The 21,541-nt window shown below is 31.0% G+C and carries 24 protein-coding genes; 6 read left to right on the forward strand and 18 right to left on the reverse strand.

Going from position 1 to position 21,541, the window contains the following annotated elements; all coding sequences use genetic code 11:
- Positions 1-65: 65 nt before the first annotated feature.
- The 3 genes from GQ40_RS06375 (at position 66) to GQ40_RS06385 (ending at position 5,946) form a co-directional block, all read left to right on the forward strand.
- Positions 66-3,602: a TraB/GumN family protein gene (locus GQ40_RS06375; protein ID WP_047546779.1), complete on the forward strand. Its 3,537-nt coding sequence runs from the start codon at positions 66-68 to the stop codon at positions 3,600-3,602.
- A gap of 31 nt (positions 3,603-3,633) precedes the next feature.
- The gene (locus GQ40_RS06380; RefSeq protein ID WP_047546781.1) at positions 3,634-4,995 is read left to right on the forward strand and encodes a DEAD/DEAH box helicase; all 1,362 of its coding nucleotides are present in this window, start codon (positions 3,634-3,636) and stop codon (positions 4,993-4,995) included.
- 171 nt (positions 4,996-5,166) lie between these two features.
- Positions 5,167-5,946 (forward strand): S1/P1 nuclease, encoded by a 780-nt coding sequence (locus GQ40_RS06385; protein ID WP_047546783.1) that lies wholly within the window; start codon positions 5,167-5,169, stop codon positions 5,944-5,946.
- A 68-nt stretch (positions 5,947-6,014) separates the two neighbouring features.
- Here the strand turns inward: GQ40_RS06385 and GQ40_RS06390 are convergent, their stop codons facing one another.
- The 4 genes from GQ40_RS06390 to GQ40_RS06405 all read right to left on the reverse strand — a co-directional run bounded on the left by GQ40_RS06390 (position 6,015) and on the right by GQ40_RS06405 (position 8,206).
- Positions 6,015-6,845 (reverse strand): mechanosensitive ion channel family protein, encoded by an 831-nt coding sequence (locus GQ40_RS06390; protein WP_047546785.1) that lies wholly within the window; start codon positions 6,843-6,845, stop codon positions 6,015-6,017.
- Between the two features lie 24 nt (positions 6,846-6,869).
- On the reverse strand, positions 6,870-7,052 hold the full coding sequence (locus GQ40_RS06395; RefSeq protein ID WP_047546787.1) for a hypothetical protein: 183 nt from the start codon (positions 7,050-7,052) through the stop codon (positions 6,870-6,872).
- Positions 7,052-7,546 (reverse strand): RNA polymerase sigma factor, encoded by a 495-nt coding sequence (locus GQ40_RS06400; RefSeq protein ID WP_156115530.1) that lies wholly within the window; start codon positions 7,544-7,546, stop codon positions 7,052-7,054. The genes GQ40_RS06395 and GQ40_RS06400 overlap by 1 nt, the downstream gene beginning before the upstream one ends.
- A 237-nt stretch (positions 7,547-7,783) precedes the next feature.
- The gene (locus tag GQ40_RS06405; protein ID WP_047546789.1) at positions 7,784-8,206 is read right to left on the reverse strand and encodes a MotA/TolQ/ExbB proton channel family protein; all 423 of its coding nucleotides are present in this window, start codon (positions 8,204-8,206) and stop codon (positions 7,784-7,786) included.
- Positions 8,207-8,395: 189 nt separating this feature from the next.
- On the opposite strand from GQ40_RS06405, the gene GQ40_RS06410 reads away from it, so the two are divergent.
- The 3 genes from GQ40_RS06410 (at position 8,396) to GQ40_RS06420 (ending at position 10,827) form a co-directional block, all read left to right on the forward strand.
- On the forward strand, positions 8,396-9,457 hold the full coding sequence (locus tag GQ40_RS06410; RefSeq protein ID WP_047546791.1) for a sensor histidine kinase: 1,062 nt from the start codon (positions 8,396-8,398) through the stop codon (positions 9,455-9,457).
- Complete coding sequence (locus tag GQ40_RS06415; protein WP_047546793.1) at positions 9,450-10,166, forward strand: LytR/AlgR family response regulator transcription factor; 717 nt, start codon at positions 9,450-9,452, stop codon at positions 10,164-10,166. The genes GQ40_RS06410 and GQ40_RS06415 overlap by 8 nt, the downstream gene beginning before the upstream one ends.
- Positions 10,167-10,236: 70 nt before the next feature.
- Positions 10,237-10,827 (forward strand): hypothetical protein, encoded by a 591-nt coding sequence (locus GQ40_RS06420; protein WP_047546795.1) that lies wholly within the window; start codon positions 10,237-10,239, stop codon positions 10,825-10,827.
- Between the two features lie 174 nt (positions 10,828-11,001).
- On the opposite strand, the gene GQ40_RS17055 is transcribed toward GQ40_RS06420, so the two are convergent.
- The 14 genes from GQ40_RS17055 to lpdA all read right to left on the reverse strand — a co-directional run bounded on the left by GQ40_RS17055 (position 11,002) and on the right by lpdA (position 21,451).
- A complete protein-coding gene (locus GQ40_RS17055; RefSeq protein ID WP_052184166.1) occupies positions 11,002-11,748 on the reverse strand; it encodes a DUF6090 family protein in 747 nt (248 codons plus the stop codon).
- A 28-nt stretch (positions 11,749-11,776) separates the two neighbouring features.
- Entirely contained in the window at positions 11,777-12,487 is a 711-nt protein-coding gene (locus GQ40_RS17060) for a DUF6090 family protein (RefSeq protein ID WP_156115531.1), read from the reverse strand.
- 118 nt (positions 12,488-12,605) lie between these two features.
- Positions 12,606-13,343, reverse strand: a complete 738-nt coding sequence (locus tag GQ40_RS17065) for a DUF6090 family protein (protein WP_052184168.1) — start codon at positions 13,341-13,343, stop codon at positions 12,606-12,608.
- Between the two features lie 85 nt (positions 13,344-13,428).
- Positions 13,429-14,175: a DUF6090 family protein gene (locus tag GQ40_RS06440; RefSeq protein WP_156115532.1), complete on the reverse strand. Its 747-nt coding sequence runs from the start codon at positions 14,173-14,175 to the stop codon at positions 13,429-13,431.
- 65 nt (positions 14,176-14,240) lie between these two features.
- Positions 14,241-14,924, reverse strand: coding sequence for a DUF6090 family protein (locus GQ40_RS17070; RefSeq protein ID WP_197052652.1), 684 nt, complete (start codon positions 14,922-14,924; stop codon positions 14,241-14,243).
- 44 nt (positions 14,925-14,968) lie between these two features.
- On the reverse strand, positions 14,969-15,709 hold the full coding sequence (locus tag GQ40_RS17075; RefSeq protein ID WP_156115533.1) for a hypothetical protein: 741 nt from the start codon (positions 15,707-15,709) through the stop codon (positions 14,969-14,971).
- 22 nt (positions 15,710-15,731) lie between these two features.
- Complete coding sequence (locus tag GQ40_RS17080; protein WP_156115534.1) at positions 15,732-16,490, reverse strand: DUF6090 family protein; 759 nt, start codon at positions 16,488-16,490, stop codon at positions 15,732-15,734.
- Positions 16,487-17,251, reverse strand: coding sequence for a DUF6090 family protein (locus GQ40_RS17085; RefSeq protein WP_052184172.1), 765 nt, complete (start codon positions 17,249-17,251; stop codon positions 16,487-16,489). Before GQ40_RS17085 ends, GQ40_RS17080 begins: the two co-directional genes overlap by 4 nt.
- A gap of 53 nt (positions 17,252-17,304) precedes the next feature.
- Complete coding sequence (locus GQ40_RS17090) at positions 17,305-18,030, reverse strand: DUF6090 family protein (RefSeq protein WP_052184173.1); 726 nt, start codon at positions 18,028-18,030, stop codon at positions 17,305-17,307.
- A 64-nt stretch (positions 18,031-18,094) separates the two neighbouring features.
- A complete protein-coding gene (locus tag GQ40_RS06470; protein WP_047546799.1) occupies positions 18,095-18,802 on the reverse strand; it encodes a hypothetical protein in 708 nt (235 codons plus the stop codon).
- A 38-nt stretch (positions 18,803-18,840) separates the two neighbouring features.
- Positions 18,841-19,176 (reverse strand): hypothetical protein, encoded by a 336-nt coding sequence (locus GQ40_RS06475; RefSeq protein ID WP_047546801.1) that lies wholly within the window; start codon positions 19,174-19,176, stop codon positions 18,841-18,843.
- On the reverse strand, positions 19,173-19,361 hold the full coding sequence (locus tag GQ40_RS06480; protein WP_047546803.1) for a hypothetical protein: 189 nt from the start codon (positions 19,359-19,361) through the stop codon (positions 19,173-19,175). Before GQ40_RS06480 ends, GQ40_RS06475 begins: the two co-directional genes overlap by 4 nt.
- Before the next feature lie 252 nt (positions 19,362-19,613).
- On the reverse strand, positions 19,614-19,811 hold the full coding sequence (locus tag GQ40_RS06485; RefSeq protein ID WP_047546806.1) for a hypothetical protein: 198 nt from the start codon (positions 19,809-19,811) through the stop codon (positions 19,614-19,616).
- Positions 19,812-20,050: 239 nt separating this feature from the next.
- Positions 20,051-21,451 (reverse strand): dihydrolipoyl dehydrogenase, encoded by a 1,401-nt coding sequence (gene lpdA / locus GQ40_RS06490; RefSeq protein ID WP_047546808.1) that lies wholly within the window; start codon positions 21,449-21,451, stop codon positions 20,051-20,053.
- Positions 21,452-21,541: the final 90 nt, after the last annotated feature.

Below are 21,541 nucleotides of genomic sequence, written 5' to 3' on the forward strand. Positions count from 1 at the left end.
GTATATCTCAAAGTTATTAAGAAAATAGAACATACCAATAGTATTAAACTTTAAAAAATCTATTTATGACCCAATTTTCAATTTCAAAATATCACTTCAAATTAATCGCATTATTTTTATTGATATGTGTTTCCCATAATTTTTTTGGACAAAATAATGATACCTATAAATTACTATGGAAAATTGAAGGAAATGATTTAAAAGGGCCTTCCTATTTGTTTGGCACAATGCACATTCAAGATATTCGCGCTTTCAATTTTAGCGATGCTGTGATGCCTGCTATAAAGAGCTGTGAGAAATTTGCGCTAGAAATTCATGCAGACTCAGCGTTCTCTATGGTTCTACAGAAAGATTTTTATAGAGATCCCATTGATGAACTGAAATCTGTTTTAAATGATGAAAATTATAAAAAATTAGCAGATCGTTTTGTTGAAGTGAATGGCTATTCAATTGAAGAATCAAATATTAGTGACATCAACACTATTTTGGGCTTATTATATAAAGAACCTGAAAAGACAACAGATAAATCGGTTTTTGTTGATCTATATTTATTTGGACAGGCTAAAACAATGAATAAAAAAATTATAGGCCTAGAAACACTGGAGTCACAGGTTAATTATTATGAAAACTTACCCAGTGTGGAGTCTAAAAGATTTTATATACTAGAGCAACTCAACTACACAAAAGACGCTACAGATAAAATACTAGAAGAATTGAAAGAGGTCTATTTTACGGGTGATCTTAATGAAATTGAAAAAATCATAAATCGATATGGGGAAAATGAAGATGAAGAAATGATTGCCAGAAACAACGTTATGGTAAATAGTATGGATGATACTATGAAGAATTCCACACTATTTTCAGCAGTTGGTGCAGCTCATTTACCAGGTAAAAATGGCATCATAAACCTTTTAAAACTTCGAGGTTACAAAGTTACTCCTGTAGAGGCTAATTTTACTGGCATAGCAGATACTTATAAAATCGATCTCTCTAAAATTGATTGGTACAATTTTGAAGACAGAGATTTAGGGTATGATGTAGAAATTCCTCAGCAACCTAATTATGAAGAGGAATTTGAAGGTTTCACAATTCACACTTACCAATCATTTATTGATAATACTACATACATGATGTTTGGATTAGACCTAAGACACCTTGATGTCCATGATACTTTTAGAAATATTGCAGACGGGTATATTAACAATATTGCAACATCAAATCTTGGCGAGGTAATTGAAGATCGTGAGGAAGTAGATGGTGATGTACAGTATATTTATAATACTATTTCTTCGGAAAATGGCAAGATTATAAAATCAAAACTCGCATTTAAGGATCAAATTCTCTATTTTCTTTCTATACAAAACGAAAGTGGTATTATCTCTCCAAAAATATCACATCGTTTTTTTGAATCTTTATCATTTAGCACTCCAAAAAAAGAGATAGAGAAAATAGTTAAAAACATCTGGGAAACTAGAGTATTTAAAGAAGGTGCATTTTCTATTGATCTGCCAGGAACACCAATTGATATTTCTCGAGAAACGCCCAACCCAATAGATCCTGATGGTGAAAATTATCTACTTAAATTATATAATTATGTTGATTCAGGGAAAGAAAATAATTATCTTTTTAGGTACAATGATTTGCCAAGTGGTTATTTCATGGAAAGACCAGAAGATGGTTTTGAAGCCACTAAAGAAAATCTAAGTTCTAATGGCAAGATTATCTCAGAACCCAAAATAATTCATCTAGATGGATACGAAGGTCGAGAATACGAGGTGTTATTTCAAAATAAGTACCATTCCATTTGTAGGGTTTATTTTAAAGGTAATAGAACCTATCTCCTGTTGCAACAAAAATTGAATGAAGGCGATATGGTAGATAGGGATAATGCATATTTTAATAATTTCAAATTTATAGAATTTTCCAATATACCTCTCCAAACTAAAAAAATTGAAAATACGGAAATTGAGATTAAGGAATTCAATCGCAATAAAACCACGGTCGATTCATTAAATTTTGAAAATTCATACCTCAAAAACACATATTCTTATTATACAACAAATTCCAACTCTGGTGATGTCTATCAATTTAGTTATGGTGATTTACGAGACTACTTTAAAGTAAGTAACTTGGAAAGTTTCTATGATGACAACTTAGATTTTCTCAAAAACTGGAACGATACTATAGTCTATAAAAAACCTATAAAAATCAATAACATAGATGGTGTTGAAGCTATGATAAAAAATAAAACCAACAATGTATTGTCTAAACATCGTATTTGGCTGGAAAATGATAAATTTCTAATATACACAGCTTATATAACCAATGATACATACAGCCACAAAATGACAGATAGCATTTTTAATAGCTATAGCACAACTTCAAAAAAATCAACAATCGACATTTATGCTTCAAAAGTTGATTTAATATTTAAAGACTTAAAAGCTCAAGATTCTTTGACCAAATTAAGAGCCCAAGGTGCTTTTGGTTATTACGAATTTGAGAAAGGAGATCTTCCGAAGTTATACGAACATTTAGAAACTAATTTTGGAAATGATAGCATAAATGAATTTGTAAAATTCAATATCATTGAGATTTTTAATACTATTAGCGATGATGAAACATTAGAACATTTAAGAAAATTATACTTCAGGTCCTCATTGAATGATAAATTAAAAACAGAAATATTAGCAACCATTCAAAATTTGGGAAATGAAAAAAATATAGATGTATATACCGATTTGCTATTAAATCATCCGCCAACAGATCTGAACTCTAAACAATGGTTTGTTTTTAGATCATTTAGGGATTCTTCTGCTTTGGCAATCTCTAACTATGATAAGCTAATATCCTTAATGGATAAAGAAGACTACAGGCAATCCATTTTAAGTATTACGAACGATATATTAGATATGAAACAAGATAGCCTAAATATCGTGAAAGAAAATTTTGATAGACTTTTAAAGTTTTCCCAAGAAGATTTAAATAATTATTTGATTGTTGCAAATGATTCTACAAACATGGATTACTCCTATAATGGTAGAATACATCAATATTTAAGGTTAATGGAACATCCTGAAATAAACAGTGATCACATCGACGGATTCTCAAATAAAATTTTAAACAATGATAACAACCCATGGTATAAGACTAGGGCTACAGCTTTGAGAATTAACCATAAACTCCCAATTGAACAAAAACTAGTTAACAAATTAATGGATAGTTTATATTCTAGGTATGATATAATGAAGGCTTACCACAATATTGGTGAGTTTAGAAAAGTACCAAAGTCATATCAAATTTCTAAATCATTTGCTAAACTATCATTATCAAATTTTCTAGATGAAAATGATGATTATGGCTATAATATTAACATCCTTGACGAATATGAGCAAAATGGGAATACCTATCTAGGTGCCAAAATCTCGTATACCTATAATGAAACAATAGAGGATTATTTTGCTCTCATTGGCCCTATTTATGATCTGTCTGAAAAAAAAGATTTGAAACTATATGAGATTCATTTAAATTGGAATGATTTTTCTGAAAACTGGATTCCACTAGCTGAAGCACTTTTAAAAGAAACTGAAAATCAGGATTAGTTATACCTCTTAATAATAGTACCTTTGCACCATGGAGCAACAAACCACTTTTACCGATTTAAACTTAAATACACCTTTATACAACGCTATAAACGATTTAGGTTTTGAATACCCAACCCCTATTCAAGCACAGGCATTTAATGTGGTTGCCTCTGGAAAAGATGTTGTTGGTATTGCTCAAACTGGTACAGGAAAGACGTTTGCCTACATGCTGCCCATATTGCGACATTTAAAATATTCTGAACAGGACAATCCAAGAATTTTAATTTTAGTTCCTACAAGAGAATTGGTCGTTCAGGTAGTTGATGAAATCAAAAAATTGGCTGCTTATATCAATGTGAGGGTTTTAGGAGTTTACGGTGGCACCAATATCAATACTCAAAAACAGGCTGTTGCTCAAGGCCAAGATATTATTGTGGCTACACCTGGTCGTTTGTTTGATTTAGCTGTAAGCCATGTTTTACAATTAAAATCGATACAAAAACTGGTCATTGATGAAGTAGACGTAATGCTAGACTTAGGCTTTAGACATCAACTATTGAATATATTTGACATTTTACCGCAACGTCGTCAAAATATCATGTTCTCTGCAACAATGACTGAAGATGTCGATGAGTTAATTACAGGCTTTTTTATAAAACCCCAAAAAGTAACTGTTGCTGTTTCTGGTACACCTTTACATAATATTGAGCAAAAACGCTACGATGCTGCCAATTTTTATACTAAGGTAAATGTATTGGAGCATCTACTTCAAGATACTGAGACCTACAACAAAGTCCTCATTTTTGTTGCTTTCAAGCGTATGGCAGATTTGTTATTTGATCAATTGGAAGAACGTTTTCCAGAACAATCCTGCGTGATCCATTCTAATAAAACCCAAAATTACCGTTTGAGAAGTATTGAGCAATTTAGAGCTGGAGAGAACAGAATGTTAATTGCAACAGATGTCATGGCTCGTGGTTTGGATATTGAGAACATTAGCCATGTGATCAATTTTGATACACCAAAATACCCAGAAAACTACATGCATAGAATTGGTAGAACAGGTCGTGCAGAACAAGAAGGGATTGCGATTTCTTTTTCTACGGAAAAAGAACAAGAATCAATTATCGAGATTGAATCTTATATGGATAAAAAAATAACACTACTCGACTTTCCTGAAAACGTTGAAATTTCTAAAGAACTTATTGAGGAAGAACGACCTCAAATTAGAGAACGCAACAACCCAATTAAGCGAAAAGATGAAGATGCACCAGGTCCTGCATTTCATGAAAAGAAAGACAAAAACCAAAAAGAAAACCTTGGCGGATCCTACAAATTTAAAATTGCAGCAAAATACAAGAAGCCTAAAACCCGAGGTGATAAAAATTATAATAAACGAAATAAGAAATAGTATCTCTTGTTTTTTGTTTATTTCTTTAAGATAAATCCTACTTTCCCTTATATATAATAGAAATTTAGAATAGTTTTTGACATTATTTAGCTTTGTATGTGAGGATATTATACATTTGCGCTTTTAATTTAAAACCCTTATTAAAATCCCAAATCCCTCAAATCTCTTAGTATGAAAAATACGTTAACCTTCTTGTTTTTATTAATTTCCATTTTTACTGTTTTTGCTGAAAATCCTCCCGTTTGGGGAAAAACCGGTCATCGTGTGGTGGGTGCCATTGCTGATGATTATTTAAAAGGCAGTACAAGAAATAAGCTTAAAAAATTGTTGAATCATGAATCGCTTGCTGTTGCAGCGACTTATGTTGATGAGATCAAAGCAGATCCTCGTTACGATAAGTTTAAAACGTGGCATTATCTTAATATGCCACTGGATGCAAATTATGAGTCTTCTGAAAAAAATATGGAAGGTGATTTATTCACAGGAATCAATTACTGCAAGCAAATAATTACAGACAAAAGCTCTAGCGACCAAGACAAGACCTTTTATTTGAAAATGCTCATTCACTTAATTGGAGATCTTCACCAACCAATGCATTTAGGCTTGTTAGAAGATCGTGGTGGTAATGATTTTGATGTACAATGGAACTACAGAGACTCAAATATGCATAAGGTTTGGGATACCCAAATGATTGAATCTTACGGAATGAGTTTCTCAGAATTAGCAGATAATGCGTCGCATCTTTCTAAAGATGAAATTGAAGACATCAAAAAGGGAACTGTTCTAGATTGGATTGCAGAGACACATATTTTAACGAACCGCGTTTACGCTTCCGCAGAAAAAGGAGAGAATTTACGTAGTCGTTATTCTTACGAATATTTGGATATCGCAAGATCACAGATGCAAAAGGCAGGAATTAGATTGGCTAAAGTGCTCAATGAGCTTTTGTAATCCTTTTCTAAAAAAAAATCCCTTTACATGATTCTGTATAGGGATTTTTAAATATAATTTTAATAATATTAATCAACCACTTTAATGTGGCTCTCAACAATATCCTTTACAGGTATTATAACTTTTTTTCCACTTGTGTTTTTTAGAACGACAGAGATATTATTGATAGCTTCTATCTCGTAAATCGCATCTTGAAATTCTATTCGTTTACCTACTTCAAATGTTTTTCTTGTATAAAATGTCTTTAATAAGTCTCCAACAACTTCTTTTGCCCCCAAACCAAATGCCAATGCAAATGCCAATAAAAATGCTCCAAGAATCATTGTGAAATTGCTGGTAATGATATCTGTATTAATACCAGCTTGATTTAGGGCAGTTATAGAAACGAAGAGTAGAATTAAGAAGAAAACGATTTGACTTATAATTTTTGCGCCAGATAAATCCATAGATTCCAAGAACGACTGAAGTCCTTTTTTGATGAAATTGGCAAATAATAACCCAAAAATAAAGATGACAAGTGAAAAAAAGAGTTTAGGCAAGTAAGCTAAGAATTCGCTTATTTGATTGGAAATGATTTCTAGATTCAAGATATCGGCAATTATAATAACTACCATGATGTAGATTAGCCATTTTATAAAAGTTGAAACCATTTTTATAGTATTGAAATTAAGTTGTTTTCCTTCAACAATTTCAATTTCATTTATTTTATCATCCAGTTTATCAAACTTGGCTAATTTGAGTGCCTTCTTTAAAATTTTAGTAACAATTTTAGCAAATAACCAACCTAAAATAATGACAATTAATGCAATGATTACATTGGTTGCGATTTTTGCAATTTCTGGCCACATACCAGACATTGAATCTATTGCTCCATCTGTATAGTTTGTTAGTTTATTCATAATAAAGTATTTGGTTTAATTAGTTTAATTTTTGCTTTTTCCTCGTTTACTCATAACCGTTTCTATGACGTCACCTAAATTGTAAGAAAATAACTCGGCTAATTCCATAAGCAGCTTGGCAATAGCGATATCGTTCATAACTTTAGATTTCAGTTCTGGTGGAACTGTTTTCAATGGCTGATCTAAATCTTTAAAAGGATTCTTCATTAGCTTAGGTTATTATATACGGTTATCAATTTCTCTTTAGCACGCTTTATTCTCATCTTAACTGCGCTGTCTCCAATATCTAAAATACTTACAATCTCTGCAATGGTGAGACCATCTTTGTATTTTAGCAGTAGTATCATTTTTTCATCTGGTGATACCAGTTCTAATGCTTGTTTGAGCCTATCAACCCGCATCTCTTCAAATCCAGAATCATCGACATCTTCTGGTACATTTTCAATTTCGGCATAATCTACAGTTTGTTTTTCAAACTTTTTAGCAGTATTTCTTGTAACATAATTTACACAATGGTTATAGGTAAATGCGTACAGCCATGAAGAAAATTTAGATTTACCCTTAAAACTAGCCAATTTAACAAAGAGCTTTAAAAATACATCTTGTGTTAAATCTTTTGCCTCATCTTCATCTTTTGCAAAACCGTAACATTTATTATATACCAAGCCCGAAAAACGATCATACAATACTTCAAAAAGCATTGTATCGTTTTTTTTTAACGATAGAACTTACCAGCTCTTCGTCTGTTAGTTTATATATGTCAATAGAGGGTTGCAAAAACTAGAGGATGTTTTTTTATAATACAGTATTAAGACACACGCTTTTAAAATAAGTCACAGCTTATTTAAAATTTTTTAAATGTATAAATTTAATCTATAAAAAAAGCGAACCTATTACAGTTCGCTTGTTTATTATCTTCTTGATGTTTTTATATTTTTTTATTCTGAAATATCTTCTGGAGGTAACATAAGTCTCAATACAAGAATCCCTATTCTTGCAATTACAAATTGAAAAAGTCCAAAAGTTGCGGTTAATAGTGATACTTTTAATCCGCCAGCAAACATCTCTGGACTTGGATTGCCAAAGGCCTCAATAGAATCAAAAGCAGAAATCAAACCTATCACAGATCCTAAGAAACCCAGTACCAAGCCTAAGATGCTAGAATCTATTGTGAGTTTTGTCATTTTTCTAGATGTTGCAACAGATTTTTTTGTATTGATAAAGCCTACAATAATAAAAATCAAAGACACTATTAAGCATATTAATATGAGAGACATAAATAATGGTCCTCCATCCATAAAAAGGTTTGCAGCAATGCTTTGAGCGTAAACTGATTTTAAAGTAATCGTCTGTATAATCATGGTTTTCAAATTTAGTTAAACTTAGCCAAACTTAAACATTGCTTACATACCTCAGTTTTAATTGCGACCAATGACCAATTTACAACTGGATTTAGCAGCACTGTCAAAACCCGTTCTAAATTGGTTGTTTGTCTCTAAAGTGATGTATTGAGATGAAAATTATAGTATTATTGTAGTGATAATAGGTATATGTTCACAAAACAAATCATCTTAATAAAATTAGGACAAGTACTTCTTCACCTACTCTTTTGGTGTGGTGTTCTATTCTTTTTTACCTATTTTTTTGGAGTAAACGATGCCAATTATAGAGATACGCTTTCGTTTTCAATCTTTTTAATGCCTATTACAATTGCTACAACTTATGTCTCTATCTATAAATTGATCCCAGATTATCTTATCAAAAAAAGGTATTGGAGATTTGCGCTTTACACAACCTATACGCTTATCATTTCGTTGTATCTGTTAATGGTTTCTATCTTTTTTAGTCTCATCTATATTTCGAATTTTGAATATGCAGATATGAATCCTGCAACAAAAAACATCATTTTCGTTAGTACAGCTGTATACTTGGTTGTTATTGTTGTGAGTGCTTTTAAACTATTGAAACTTAATTTAAAACAAACAGCAAAAACAAAAGCTCTTGAGACAAAAATTTTAGATGCGCAATTAAGATTAAAAGAACAGGAGCTTAATTATCTAAAGATGCAAATTCATCCGCATTTTTTGTTCAATACCTTAAATACAATGTATGGACTGGCTTTGAAAAAAGCAGAGCAAACGCCAGATATGATTTTAAAACTCTCCAATTTACTGGACTACTTGCTATATCAAACCGAAAAACCATTTGTACTCATCCAAGAAGAAATTGAACATCTTGAAGATTACATCGCTTTGGAAAAAATGCGTTTTCATGATACGCTCAATGTGAATATGTCTATCAAACTGGACTCAAAAAATGCGACCATTGCGCCTATGCTCCTACTTCCGTTTATTGAAAACAGTTTTAAACATGGCAGCCTAAAAAATAAAACCCTGACTATTGATATAGAATTGATTGCGGTTGAGGATACGGTACATTTCCGAATAAATAATTCTAATACCAACCAGCAATCAACTTCCCACGGGATAGGATTAGAAAACATAAAAAAGCGCTTGGAGCTCCTTTATCCAGAATCTCATAATTTGAAAATTAAAGATACATCACAGGCGTTTGAAGTTGAACTGAGGTTAAAAAAAGCAGCAAATGTCTGAGTCAAAACAAATTTCTTGTTTAATTGTTGATGATGAGGCCATTGCCAGAGAAATCATCGAAACGCATTTATCCAAATTAAAAAACATTGAGGTTGTGGCGAGCTGCAGCAATGCCTTTGACGCCTTTAAGCATATTAACAATCGTAATATCGATCTGGTTTTTTTGGATATTAATATGCCAGAAATATCTGGAATTTCTTTCGCTAAATCCATTAATAGTGACATAAAAGTTATTTTCACCACTGCTTATCGTGATTATGCGGTTGAGGGTTTTGAGCTCAAAGCGGTTGATTATTTACTCAAGCCGATTTCATTTGAAAGATTAAAAAAAGCCCTGGACACCTATTTTGATATCTACGGAAACGTGACAACTCCAAGCAGTGCTATTGAAACAGTTTCTGACTTTATGTTTGTACGATCAGACCGTAAAATGATTAAGATTGATTATGATTCTATTTTTTATATTGAAAGCTTAAGTGATTATCTCAAAATACATTTGGAAAACGAGACAATCGTTACCAGAGAGACCATTAGCGCAATTGAGGCCAAATTGCCAAAGCATTTATTTTTAAGGATTCATCGCTCTTATATTATTTCAATTAATTGTATACAATCCTTTACAAATGAATACATTACTATTAACAATCAATCCTTACCCATTAGTCGATCTTATAAAAAAGAAGTTTTAAAGCAACTTGAAAAATTTTGATGATTATTCAATAAAAACGTATTTTAGACGTTGCCTTAGTAATTGCTATGTACTTTAAGTCTGCTTTTTAATGAAAGAATACCTACACAATGCTATCCCTAATTTAAAACCATTTGATTATTCGGTTCATTATGAATCGTTATTTATTGATACTTCATGGGTTTTGGTCAACGGTATTTCCAAAAAAAAATCGACTTATACTTTTAAAAAGAACAATGTTCTTGAAATCTCCAGAAAGGATTATCTCATAAAAACATCTTGGACGATTGACTCTCAAAATGTATTTTCTATAGAAACCGAAGATGGCACTATTACAGTAAAAGCCTATTTTAAAGATAACGACATACTGGTACTCAACCATCAAGATAAACAGGAGTTTGCGCTTTACATAAATACTACAAATTATACTGAAGATCTAAATAGCGTTGATGACATCAAAATATTTCTCAGGGAAAAATACAAGCAAAAAGTAACGAACCTTATTTACGAACACAAGTTTTATTACATAGAAAAATCTAGGGAATTTGGGCCATTTACTGTTGAAGAGCTTTCAGAAAAAGTAAAAAGTGAAGAAATAAGTCCATATTGTTTTGTAAGAGACATCAACGAATACGATTACAGTAACCGACTAAGAATTTTTGATTTGATTAAGGAGTTATGAGTTACTTGAGTTAAATTGCCAATTATTAATCTGTAAAGCAATGAGAATACCAATAACCACAAGTACAATTTCGCCAATGGCGTATTTAAAATACTTGCTGGTTTTACCTTCGATAAAAAACTATTTACGCATCTTTCTAAAGAATTTAATCACGTACTATTGTTGTTGCTTTTATTAATTTGACTTTATCTTTAATTCTTGATTGATAAGATTGAGAATAGAATTTGTCTGGTTTAATAATTCATTTTGCCTAATTATTCTATTGTATTCAAGTGCAGATTTTAGATATAAGTTGCCGAAAAATGCATCATTTGAAAAAAAAGATGCTGCAATGTTTAACTCATTAACTCTTCTCGGTTCAAAATTAAATCGCTCTCTAAATTTATTACTAGCTATTTTTAAAACGAAATGGGTCGTTTCTTTATTCAGTACATCAAGTAGACTCATGGCTGTGTCTTGGTCTTCAAAACCAGATTCAAAATCAGCAATAAATTGAGCTAGTAATTGTCTTAAATCTTGATTTTGAATTAAGTCTATTTTACCTGCACTAATTAAAGAGTTGTATGCACCTGTTATAGGTTCTGCACGATACCATGAACCTCCATAAGAAATAAGGTAATCTAAAGAGTCTAAATGTGTATCAAAATATTCGAATTCCATTTTATTTTGTCTTTCGTAGATTTTAATAAGTTCCTCACTATGTCTCATGGCATTAGTTTGAACTTTAATGGTTTCCTGTATACGGTTTTTTGATATTAAAAAATCAGACTGTAAAGCGATTAAAATATTTAATTCCTCATTGGAAGCTTTTCTATTTTCATTCCAATTATTAATCTGCAAAGCAATTAAAATACCAATAACCACAAGGATAATTTCACCAATGGCGTATTTAAAATATTTACCAGTTTTTCCTGTTTCCATGAGGTTATATCTTATTTTTCGAAAGAATTTAATCATTACTTAGTTCGGTATTAATAATCGATAAGATTTTCTCTGCTTTTCCTATAATTTTTAAATACTGTATATTTTGGTTTTGAGTGCCAACTGATTTTAATGCTAATGCATTTAGATAATCATTATTTTTTATCAACAGAGACATATCTAATAGAGGTACTTCTGCATCTATATTCATGCTCTTTTTTGCTATTGCTGGATGTATTAATGTGGGAGTAATAATTTGATGTTGGTAAATTTGAATACTTTGTTCCATGTTTTTTTCAATTCTCTCAGCGTTGGAATAATATCTAAATATAAGATCTCGTAAGGTTTTGTTTTTTATAAAGCTACCAGAACTACTCGATTGTATTTGATTAATGGTTCCTTTTTCGGGAATAAAATAAGATTCACCAAATAATTTCAATGTCATATCAGCAAGTAATACTTCATCTTGTTCTGTAAACATTTTTTTTGAGGAAATGAGTGTTAAGATGGCATCAATATTACGTACGATTTCATTATTATCTGTAACTCTTGCATTAAGCGTCTTAATATCAAAAGTAACATCATTTTTTAGGTCTTGTAAATAAACAAACTCTTGATAATTTATCTTTCTATTTTCATTCCAATTATTAATCTGAAGGGCAATCAAAATACCAATCACGACGAGGATAATTTCGCCAATGGCGTATTTGAAGTAACGACCAGTTTTATTCTGTTCCATGAGGTTGTATCTTATTTTTCTGAAGAATTTTATCATATTAAAATGTTGTTGTCATCCTGAACTCGATTCAGGATTTCATTAATTGTGGATACCTCATCAAGGGCGAAATGAAACGTTACTACTCTATATAACTTTCTATGTCTTTTTTTAATTGCTCTGCTTCATCATTGACTTGATTTAAAGTTTCGAAGTAAGCGATGTTAACACCTAAAAATGCATTTAATGATTGTATGTATTCGCTGTCATTTTTTAGTCCTTCAAAATCATTGGGAACCATCTTGTCAATAGAATTACTAACAATAATTGTTGTGAAATACTTTCTGTAATAATCCATCATATAGCTATAAAAATCCATGTGAACTTCTTCAAAACTGCCTTGAGTATCATTAATAGAAGAGGTGTGAAACTTACCAATCGCTGAACGAATCTTTGGGCTTTCAATTAGGTCAGTGCCAATAGATACTAAGGATTGATAACCACTGGTTTTAAAATCTATCTCATCGTAAGCGTGAACTGCTCTAAAATGATATGCCAAAGAATCATGATAAGGTTTATCTGTTTTAAGCACATCAATTATGGTATTAATTGAATTTATGGTTCTTTTTAAGTTGTTGGTTCTTTTATTGAGAACTCGGTCTAAATCTTGAAGTGTATATTCTAAATCTGAAATAATTTCGGTTAATACTTGGCGTTCTTTTTCTTTTGCTTTCTTGTTTTCGTTCCAATTATTAATTTGAAGTGCAATGAGAATACCAATTACCACGAGGATAATCTCTCCAATAGCGTATTTAAAGTATTTACCTGTTTTATTTTTCTCTATAAGATCGTATCGTATTTTTCTGAAAAATTTAATCATATTTATTTCCCGAGAAAGCGAGAATCTTGTTGGTTGGTTATTGAGTATTACAACAGTTTTATAAACGTTTTAATTTAATATATTGTTACTTTTTTAGTTCGTCATCAATTAATGCAATGAGATGAATCAAATCTTTTTTCAGTTCTACTAATGCTTCTTCGTTTTGATTAATATTAGCTAGAATTAGAAGCATATCGCTAACCATTTTTTCATCCTCATTAAGCTTAATGTCTTCGAGGTTTCGTATGTGAAAATCAAGATTAGTAGCTTTTTTAACAAAAGTCTTATTTATAACTTTGGGCAAAATATAATACTTAAAAGACCTAGTTAGATTGATTAATTCTTCAAATGCTGCTATAGAAGTTTTTAGATAGTATTGTGTCAATTCATTTCTTAATTCTGTATTGGAAATCATTTCAATATTACCAGAGTTGGTTAGAGTTTTGTAGCCTGTGCTATTAGGTGTGAAACTTATATTGGTGAATAATTTACCTTCAGACATAAGTAGAACCATTTTATCACCAAGTTCTTTGGATAATTTCTTTTCTGCAGTAATCTGCATAAATTTACTTATATCCGAATACTTTTCTGCGTTAAAAATTGATATTTCATTAATTAAAAGGGTGTCAGACACAAGGTTATCCCGAATTTCTAATAGCATAATATCGCCTTTTTCTTTATTTTGAGATATCGAATTTAAATTGTTTAGCCATAAAGCAATTAAAATTCCTATTACTACCAGTACAATTTCTCCAATTGCATAAAGTAAATATTTACTAAACTTGTTTTCGGTTAACATTTTTTGGCGTATTTTTCTAAAGAATTTTATCATATTTGTTTCCCGAGAAAGCGGGAATCTTATTGGTTAGTTCTTGTGCTTTCGTTATTTTAATTCAGCTATTGTTCTAATTCCTTATCAATTTGAGCAATTATATCTGTAAGACTTTCTTGGTTTATTATAAATGTTCTCCAGTAATAAAAATTCTTTGATCGAAAATAAATATTAAGATCTGCTATTAAATATTCATCCGTTAAATCATTAATATTTTTATAGGGCTTATAAGTTATTACATGTGCATATTTATAGTTTAAATCTGATGAGCGTTGCCTCAAAATTTCGAATAGATTTTCATTGGTAGGAACATTAAAAGTATAGAACTTTTGAATATTTGAAAATAGAGTGTCATTTGTTATAAGGTCAGAATTACCATCAGCAATCATAGCATCGAAGGCGCTAGTGTTAGATCTAAATGGTGCATCATAATCAAATAATGTCGAATAATTCACTTGGTTAATAGTATCTAAGTCTACAATATTCTCTATATCTATAGGATATTTATAAGAAGGAAATACTTTCTTAAAGAATAATATTTCTTCTCCCCAATAAGGCTTTAAATCTTCTATTCGATCTAAATCTTTAACCATATCGGAACGAATTGCTTCCAAAATAGTGCTAGCTTTCATTTTGCCTTTTTGAGTTTCATTCCAGTTATTAATCTGTAGAGCAATGAGAATACCAATTACTACGAGGATAATTTCGCCAATGGCGTATTTGAAGTATTTGCCTGTTTTGTTTTCCACAATGAGGTTTTGACGTATATGTCTAAAGAATTTTATCATAGAGACTAAGGTTTTGTAGCATTGATAATCTCATTAATTAAGATCATTGTGTCTTCACATCGGTCTACAATTTGCTGATGCAACCAAAGACTATTATCTAAATAATTTTCAAGCTCTACTTCTTGAAATAATGGATAATAATCAGGTTTAACTTTAGATTTACCGGTCCATTTTAAATTACCTATAGCATCCATCTCCTTAAATGAAATTTTAGATATTAAATAAGGGATAAACTTATCATTTGCCCAGTCATCTAATTTATTCATTCTAGTTTTTCTTATTTCTGATAGCTCATTCCATTTATAAAGTAGCGCAGAAATATCTTCGTTTTTTAAAAGATTTAGCTGGTCACTTTGCATAATATTTTTAAGCGTATTATCAGCAAAAGCTAGCTCGTTTGCTGCTAAAGACATAAAAAACAAACTATCTAAGTTGTGCTTTAGAAGTTCTTCTTTTGAGGCTCCAATTAGTTTCATCAGTTCCATGTTGGCATTCATCTCAGTTTTATTTCCTATTGTGAATTCCTCTAAAGTCCTTTTATTTTGCGTAAAGTCGATATGAAGTTTTGCAATTACGTCTTTTTCTAAGTTGATGTTGATTCTATTTTCATTCCAATTATTAATCTGTAACGCAATGAGAATCCCAATAACAACTAGAACAATTTCGCCAATGGCGTATTTAAAGTATTTGCCTGTTTTGTTTTCACTCATAAGATTGTAGCGTATTTTACGGAAGAATTTTATCATAGGTAAGCGGTTTGTGCTTTAGTTATTTTGTTTTATAGTCTTCAATTGCTTTTATGATTTCATCGCCTTTTTCAGTGAGATCATTGTAATGTTTACTCGCAGTTTGAGTTACAAATTCATACCGAAACAAAATATATAATAGTTCATCATTCTCCATAATTTTAAGAAAATCAAAATCTGGATTATTATAATCTGTTGTAGTTTTAAATCTGTTTTTGCGAAATGTTTTCCAAACAGTTCTAAAGTATCCATTTCCAGCAGTTATCATTTCCATATTTTCAATCGCAGCATTTTCTTTTATTTCAAATGCGTTTAGAGTGTTGTTAATCTGTATATATGATTTGATAAGGTCTCTAATGGTTTCCATCTGTTCAAGTTCATATGCAGAGGATGATACAACCTTATCAATTCCGTTTCTATTGATTTTAAAATTTCTTTCAGATAGAACAGGGAAGAGTAAAGCAATAAAGTTATTTTCGTTAACCTGGATTTGATTTTCATAGTTATCAATCAATAACCCAGCTCCTTCTGATATTTCTATCCTTCTTTCAATAAGATTTGATAGCTGAAGTTTATTACTTTCCAAATCCTCAATTAAGTTTTGAAAATTACTTACCATCTTGTTTTGAGCTTGATGCTTCTCGTTCCAATTGTTTATTTGAAGTGCAATCAATATTCCGATAACAACAAGAACTATCTCACCAAAGGCATATTTGAAATAGCGTTCTGTTTGATTATTCATTATTAGTGACTGTCTTATATGTCTGAAAAACTTTATCATAGTTTTATTTCTGATTCAAGACCAACTAAAATGAGTTCTATGTGCTCTTTTATTCCGCCAAAAACTCTTGGTCCATTGGCTGCTTTAATTGTTAGATAGTAATCTAAAAGGTTATTTTCAAATTCAATCAAACTAAAGATTTGCCTATTGTTAATTGAATCGGAAATTGAATTATGTTCAAATTCACGACCTCTACCCATCAACAACTTTCGGATACTTCCATTCTTGTTTAATTGATTTTTTAGTTTACTCTTTAAAGTATTAATAGCATTTCGCATTAATTTTAAAAAATCCAATTTGCTTTCAAATGAAGCAATACGTTGTCTTAGTTTTTTATTTTTAATTACATTAAGATTCCCTGAACTTATAATATCCGTTGATACTCCTTTTGAGGGTTGAAAGGTTGCGTCGCCAGAAAAAACTGAATACAATATATCTGATATAGCTTTATCACTTATTGTGTCCAGTACATTAGTATCAAATAAAGTCAGCATATCCTCTACTGCATTTACTCGTTCCTTATTTGCTTGAAGACTAATATTTATTTTTTCTAGGTTAGTTTCATATTCAGTTTGTAACGACAATAAATACGCTTGTTCTATTTTTGTTTCCTGTCTACTATTATTGAAATTATTAATCTGTAACGCAATTAAAATTCCGATAACTACGAGTACAATTTCTCCGATAGCGTATTTTAAATACTTTCCAGTTTTTCCTTCTGAAAGTAAGTTTTGTCTAATTTTTCGAAAGAATTTTATCATTGGTTAATTGCTGGTTATAATGAAGTAGAAACATTGTTGTGCTTTCGTTATTTCTAGTTCTCCTTTAATTGCTGATCAATCTTTATTATTATGTTTTTTGCGTTTTCTCTAAAATTTCTCAATTCTTGTGCATAAACATCAAAAATCACATAGTATAATGCTATCTCGTTTTTTGCAATGGTATTATTAGAAATGTAATCTATTATGCCTTCAGTTTCCTTGTGCAGTAAGAAAGAAGAAAACCAATCATGTTTTTTTAGATTTTTATTAATATCTACATTTTCACGGAATAACTCATCGATTGCAACATCTATTTCTACAAGATGTTGATTGTAGAACAAGTTGATTTCTGAAGCTAGGTTTTGTTTCGTGTTTGCAATAAGATTAGATTGATTTTTCAGCAATTCAAAACCACGCTGATTAATGGAAAAATCTTTAAATCCATCTATTACAGATAAATATTGTGGATTTTTTAACCAATCTTCTTTTGTAAGGTTAGTGTTTAAAACGGTTTCAAATGAGGGCTTTCTCACCTCATCATGATATTTTAAAATTAGATTAATTTCTGAAATATCATTAATCAGATCTTCCTTTACAATAACATAAATTGAATTGGTGGTTTCTTTTTGCTTTCGGATTTCATTCCAATTGTTAATAGAGAGCGCAATTAAAATCCCAATAACAACGAGGATGATTTCGCCAATGGCGTATTTTAGATACTTGGATGTTTTGCCTGTTTCCAAGAGGTTGTATCTAATTTTTCTAAAGAATTTAATCATTGGTTAGCGTATGGTTATAATAAAATGCAACAGTCTAAATTTTAGCTAATTGTATTTTGGTCATCTAATTATCATTTTTTAATTCAGCAAAAATGGTCTTTAGTTTGTTTAAGGATTCAATGGACCTCTCATAGGCCTCTTTATTTAGATTTAAAGATGTTCTTCGTGCTATAATATAATTCTGAAAATGGATTTCTTTTGCATAACTTTTTGAGGTTAACTGCATCTCAAAAAAGCTCACATTTCTAATTAAAAAATTCTCATAATAATCTAGGAATCCGGCAAAATCTAAATCTTCAACGACTTTTATATCATTAAATGTTTCGTAAGGTTCAGAAATAGCGTTACGCAAGTTTAAATCATCAAACAATTTTAGGTCACCAGAGAATTTCAAATTCTCATAGATTACCGTTGTTGGGTTTAAGCCATTAGTACGCAATATTATTTCTGATTTTTCTGCTATTTTTGGGTTATCGTAATCTTTGGTATATAATATGTTACCTAAAGTATCAATTTCTTTAAGCATTTTAATTGTAAAATCATTAAGTTCATTTAATCGTATTATATTACGGTTTGCTTCATCTTCTAACTGAATTATATATTGATTACGTAATTTTAGATTATTTCTATCTTTTACATTTTCGTTAATTGCTAAAGCAATAAGAATACCTATTATAACCAGCACTATTTCTCCGATGGCATAAAGTAAATATTTGCTGAATTTACTTTCAGCAACTAACCGTTGACGTATATGTCTAAAAAATTTAATCATATTTATTTCCCGAGAAAGCGGTAAGCTTATTTGGTTTTTTAGTAAAGAATATTATCCAAGGTTCTATCTAGACGTTCTTCCATCATACTAAAACTACAATCCGAAAAGAAAATTTTGTACATTTCTCTTCTAAAAGATGCGAGTTCCATCTGACTGTAATTATGGTTATCAATAACCTTTTCAATTTTATCTAACCGCTCTTTTTCAGAATGATTATGGAATTTTTTATGCATTTTTAGAAAGATTTTATTGGATGTTTTTTTTTGGATCATTTCCAATTCTTCTTCTGTTTCTTTTTTATCTGCATTGGCACAGAGTAGCATGATGTAAATTTGTAATTCTGATTTGCTCCAGTTTGGTTTTTTGGTTTTCATGATTTAATTGGTTTTTGTTTTAAACTACTAATTTGAAAAGCGTTGAGACTACTAATAACCATAGGGATAACTTTGCCATTAACATAGATAAGATATTTCGAGAATTTGTCTCCTGCTTTCGCAGAAGCTTCGGAAAACTGGGTGGAGAGTAGTCGTTCCCTAAAACGACGAAATAATGTAATCATTTACTTTGGTTAGAAAGTAAATTAGGTTAATGGTGTAGTTGAGGTTGATTAACTAATTAACTATTTGTCTTTAAAGATATTAAATTGTTACACAGCAAACTATTTAAACATAAAAAAAGCGAACTTAGTAAGTTCGCTTTTTAAAAATTAAATATCCCATCCTGAAATAAGTTGACATAAAATCGACTTATTATCAAAACCACAGAAAGAAAAAAAAAAAAAAAAAACGAACACAATGTGTTCGTTTTATAGTTAAAATTCTTCTTCAAAGTTTTCATCAAATTTAAATGAATTCATTAGCAACCCATTTTCATTTTTGTAGTAAATGAAAATAAATCGTAACGCAATTACTTTATATCTTACAAAGTAAACATCTTTATATGCAACATCTCCAAGCTTGAGATGTTTGACTTTAGTAATCCCTATAGATTTACCAAACCTAGACTCCATTATGTTTAATCATTTTAAAGTCTTTTCTTTAATTAAATCTAATTCTGTCTCTGCTAGAGGCCAATAATCCTTCATTTCATCAAATGCTTCGGAAGGCTCATTCTCTCCAAATAACTTAGTCATTCTTTCAGAAAAACTTTCTGAATCCTCTCGGTTTCAAAATATTTATTCTGTCCATATCCACTGAAACTGAATAATAGAAAAAGCACAAAAATTACTTTTATATTCATAGTGCTTATTTAAATATGTAAAGGTCTATCCTCAGTCGCAGCCAAGGCTGCTTCTTTCATGGCTTCTGCATACGTTGGATGAGCATGTGACATGCGAGAGATATCCTCTGCAGATGCTCTGTACTCCATAGCAACGACAGCTTCAGCAATTAAATCGGCACAACGTGCGCCAATCATATGTATTCCTAAAACTTCGTCTGTTTTTTTATCGGCTAAGATTTTTACAAATCCATCCAAATCTCCTCCTGCTCTGGCTCTTCCCAATGCTCTAAACGGAAATTGTCCAGCTTTGTACTCTACTCCATCTGCTTTTAACTCTTCTTCTGTTTTGCCTACTGCAGCAACTTCTGGCCAAGTGTAAACCACTCCCGGAATTAAGTTATAATCGATATGAGGTTTCTGTCCTGCTAACGTTTCAGCAACAAAAACACCTTCTTCTTCAGCCTTATGTGCTAACATCGCACCTTTTACAACATCACCAATGGCGTAAATATTCTTAACTGCGGTCTGTAAATGCTCGTTGACTTCAATTTGTCCGCGATCTGTTAGTTTCACACCAGCAGCCTCTGCATTTAATCCATCAGTATATGGTTTTCTTCCTACGGAAACCAAGCAATAATCGCCTTTAAACTCTACGATCTCACCTTTTTTATTTTCAGCCTTAACAATAACCTCATCACCGTTACGCTCAACAGATTGCACTTTGTGAGACATGTTCATATTGAATTTAGCCTTTTTAAATACTTTGTTCAGTTCTTTAGATAACGCAGCATCCATAGTTGGTAAGATTCTATCCATGAATTCAATAACGGTTACCTCTGCACCTAAACGTCTGTAAACCTGACCAAGTTCTAAACCAATAACGCCTCCTCCAATCACGATCATGTGCTTAGGGATTTCTTTGAGTTTTAATGCTTCCGTAGACGTAATAATTCGTTCTTTATCCAACGTGATAAATGGTAAGTTTGCAGGTTTTGACCCTGTAGCTATGATAATATGTTTAGCTTCGATGTCTTGAGCATCTTTTCCTTCAATTTTAATATGGTTTGCATCTATAAAGCTCCCCAGACCTTCAAACACATCAATATTGTTTTTCTTCATTAAAAAATCAATTCCACCAGTAGTTTGATCAACAACCGCTTGCTTGCGACCAATCATTTTCTCTAGATTGACTTTGATATCACCAGGGATCTCAATCCCATGTTCTTCAAAATGATTTGTTGCCTCCTCGTAATGATGGGATGATGCTAATAGGGCTTTACTTGGGATACAGCCTACGTTTAAACACGTTCCGCCAAGTGTAGAATATTTTTCAATAATTGCTGTTTTCATGCCCAATTGTGCACATCTAATTGCTGCTACATATCCACCAGGTCCAGAACCTATTATTGCTACATCGTATGATTTCATAAAGAATTTTTTATCGTTTTGGTTTTCAGTTTAAAAATCGAATACAAAAGTACGAATTTAGATTTACCCAAAATGAGTGGAAGCCATCAT

This window comes from Psychroserpens sp. Hel_I_66 (assembly GCF_000799465.1).
In the GTDB taxonomy this organism is placed as follows: Bacteria; Bacteroidota; Bacteroidia; order Flavobacteriales; family Flavobacteriaceae; genus Psychroserpens.

Coding starts and splice junctions, on each gene's coding strand:
- GQ40_RS06375 (WP_047546779.1), top strand. CDS start 66: ATGACCCAATTTTCAATTTCAAAATATCACTTCAAATTAATCGCATTA.
- GQ40_RS06380 (WP_047546781.1), top strand. CDS start 3,634: ATGGAGCAACAAACCACTTTTACCGATTTAAACTTAAATACACCTTTA.
- GQ40_RS06385 (WP_047546783.1), top strand. CDS start 5,167: ATGAAAAATACGTTAACCTTCTTGTTTTTATTAATTTCCATTTTTACT.
- GQ40_RS06390 (WP_047546785.1), bottom strand. CDS start 6,845: ATGAATAAACTAACAAACTATACAGATGGAGCAATAGATTCAATGTCT.
- GQ40_RS06395 (WP_047546787.1), bottom strand. CDS start 7,052: ATGAAGAATCCTTTTAAAGATTTAGATCAGCCATTGAAAACAGTTCCA.
- GQ40_RS06400 (WP_156115530.1), bottom strand. CDS start 7,546: ATGCTTTTTGAAGTATTGTATGATCGTTTTTCGGGCTTGGTATATAAT.
- GQ40_RS06405 (WP_047546789.1), bottom strand. CDS start 8,206: ATGATTATACAGACGATTACTTTAAAATCAGTTTACGCTCAAAGCATT.
- GQ40_RS06410 (WP_047546791.1), top strand. CDS start 8,396: ATGTTCACAAAACAAATCATCTTAATAAAATTAGGACAAGTACTTCTT.
- GQ40_RS06415 (WP_047546793.1), top strand. CDS start 9,450: ATGTCTGAGTCAAAACAAATTTCTTGTTTAATTGTTGATGATGAGGCC.
- GQ40_RS06420 (WP_047546795.1), top strand. CDS start 10,237: ATGAAAGAATACCTACACAATGCTATCCCTAATTTAAAACCATTTGAT.
- GQ40_RS17055 (WP_052184166.1), bottom strand. CDS start 11,748: ATGGAAACAGGAAAAACTGGTAAATATTTTAAATACGCCATTGGTGAA.
- GQ40_RS17060 (WP_156115531.1), bottom strand. CDS start 12,487: ATGGAACAGAATAAAACTGGTCGTTACTTCAAATACGCCATTGGCGAA.
- GQ40_RS17065 (WP_052184168.1), bottom strand. CDS start 13,343: ATGATTAAATTTTTCAGAAAAATACGATACGATCTTATAGAGAAAAAT.
- GQ40_RS06440 (WP_156115532.1), bottom strand. CDS start 14,175: ATGATAAAATTCTTTAGAAAAATACGCCAAAAAATGTTAACCGAAAAC.
- GQ40_RS17075 (WP_156115533.1), bottom strand. CDS start 15,709: ATGATAAAATTCTTCCGTAAAATACGCTACAATCTTATGAGTGAAAAC.
- GQ40_RS17080 (WP_156115534.1), bottom strand. CDS start 16,490: ATGATAAAGTTTTTCAGACATATAAGACAGTCACTAATAATGAATAAT.
- GQ40_RS17085 (WP_052184172.1), bottom strand. CDS start 17,251: ATGATAAAATTCTTTCGAAAAATTAGACAAAACTTACTTTCAGAAGGA.
- GQ40_RS17090 (WP_052184173.1), bottom strand. CDS start 18,030: ATGATTAAATTCTTTAGAAAAATTAGATACAACCTCTTGGAAACAGGC.
- GQ40_RS06470 (WP_047546799.1), bottom strand. CDS start 18,802: ATGATTAAATTTTTTAGACATATACGTCAACGGTTAGTTGCTGAAAGT.
- GQ40_RS06475 (WP_047546801.1), bottom strand. CDS start 19,176: ATGAAAACCAAAAAACCAAACTGGAGCAAATCAGAATTACAAATTTAC.
- GQ40_RS06480 (WP_047546803.1), bottom strand. CDS start 19,361: ATGATTACATTATTTCGTCGTTTTAGGGAACGACTACTCTCCACCCAG.
- GQ40_RS06485 (WP_047546806.1), bottom strand. CDS start 19,811: ATGGAGTCTAGGTTTGGTAAATCTATAGGGATTACTAAAGTCAAACAT.
- lpdA (WP_047546808.1), bottom strand. CDS start 21,451: ATGAAATCATACGATGTAGCAATAATAGGTTCTGGACCTGGTGGATAT.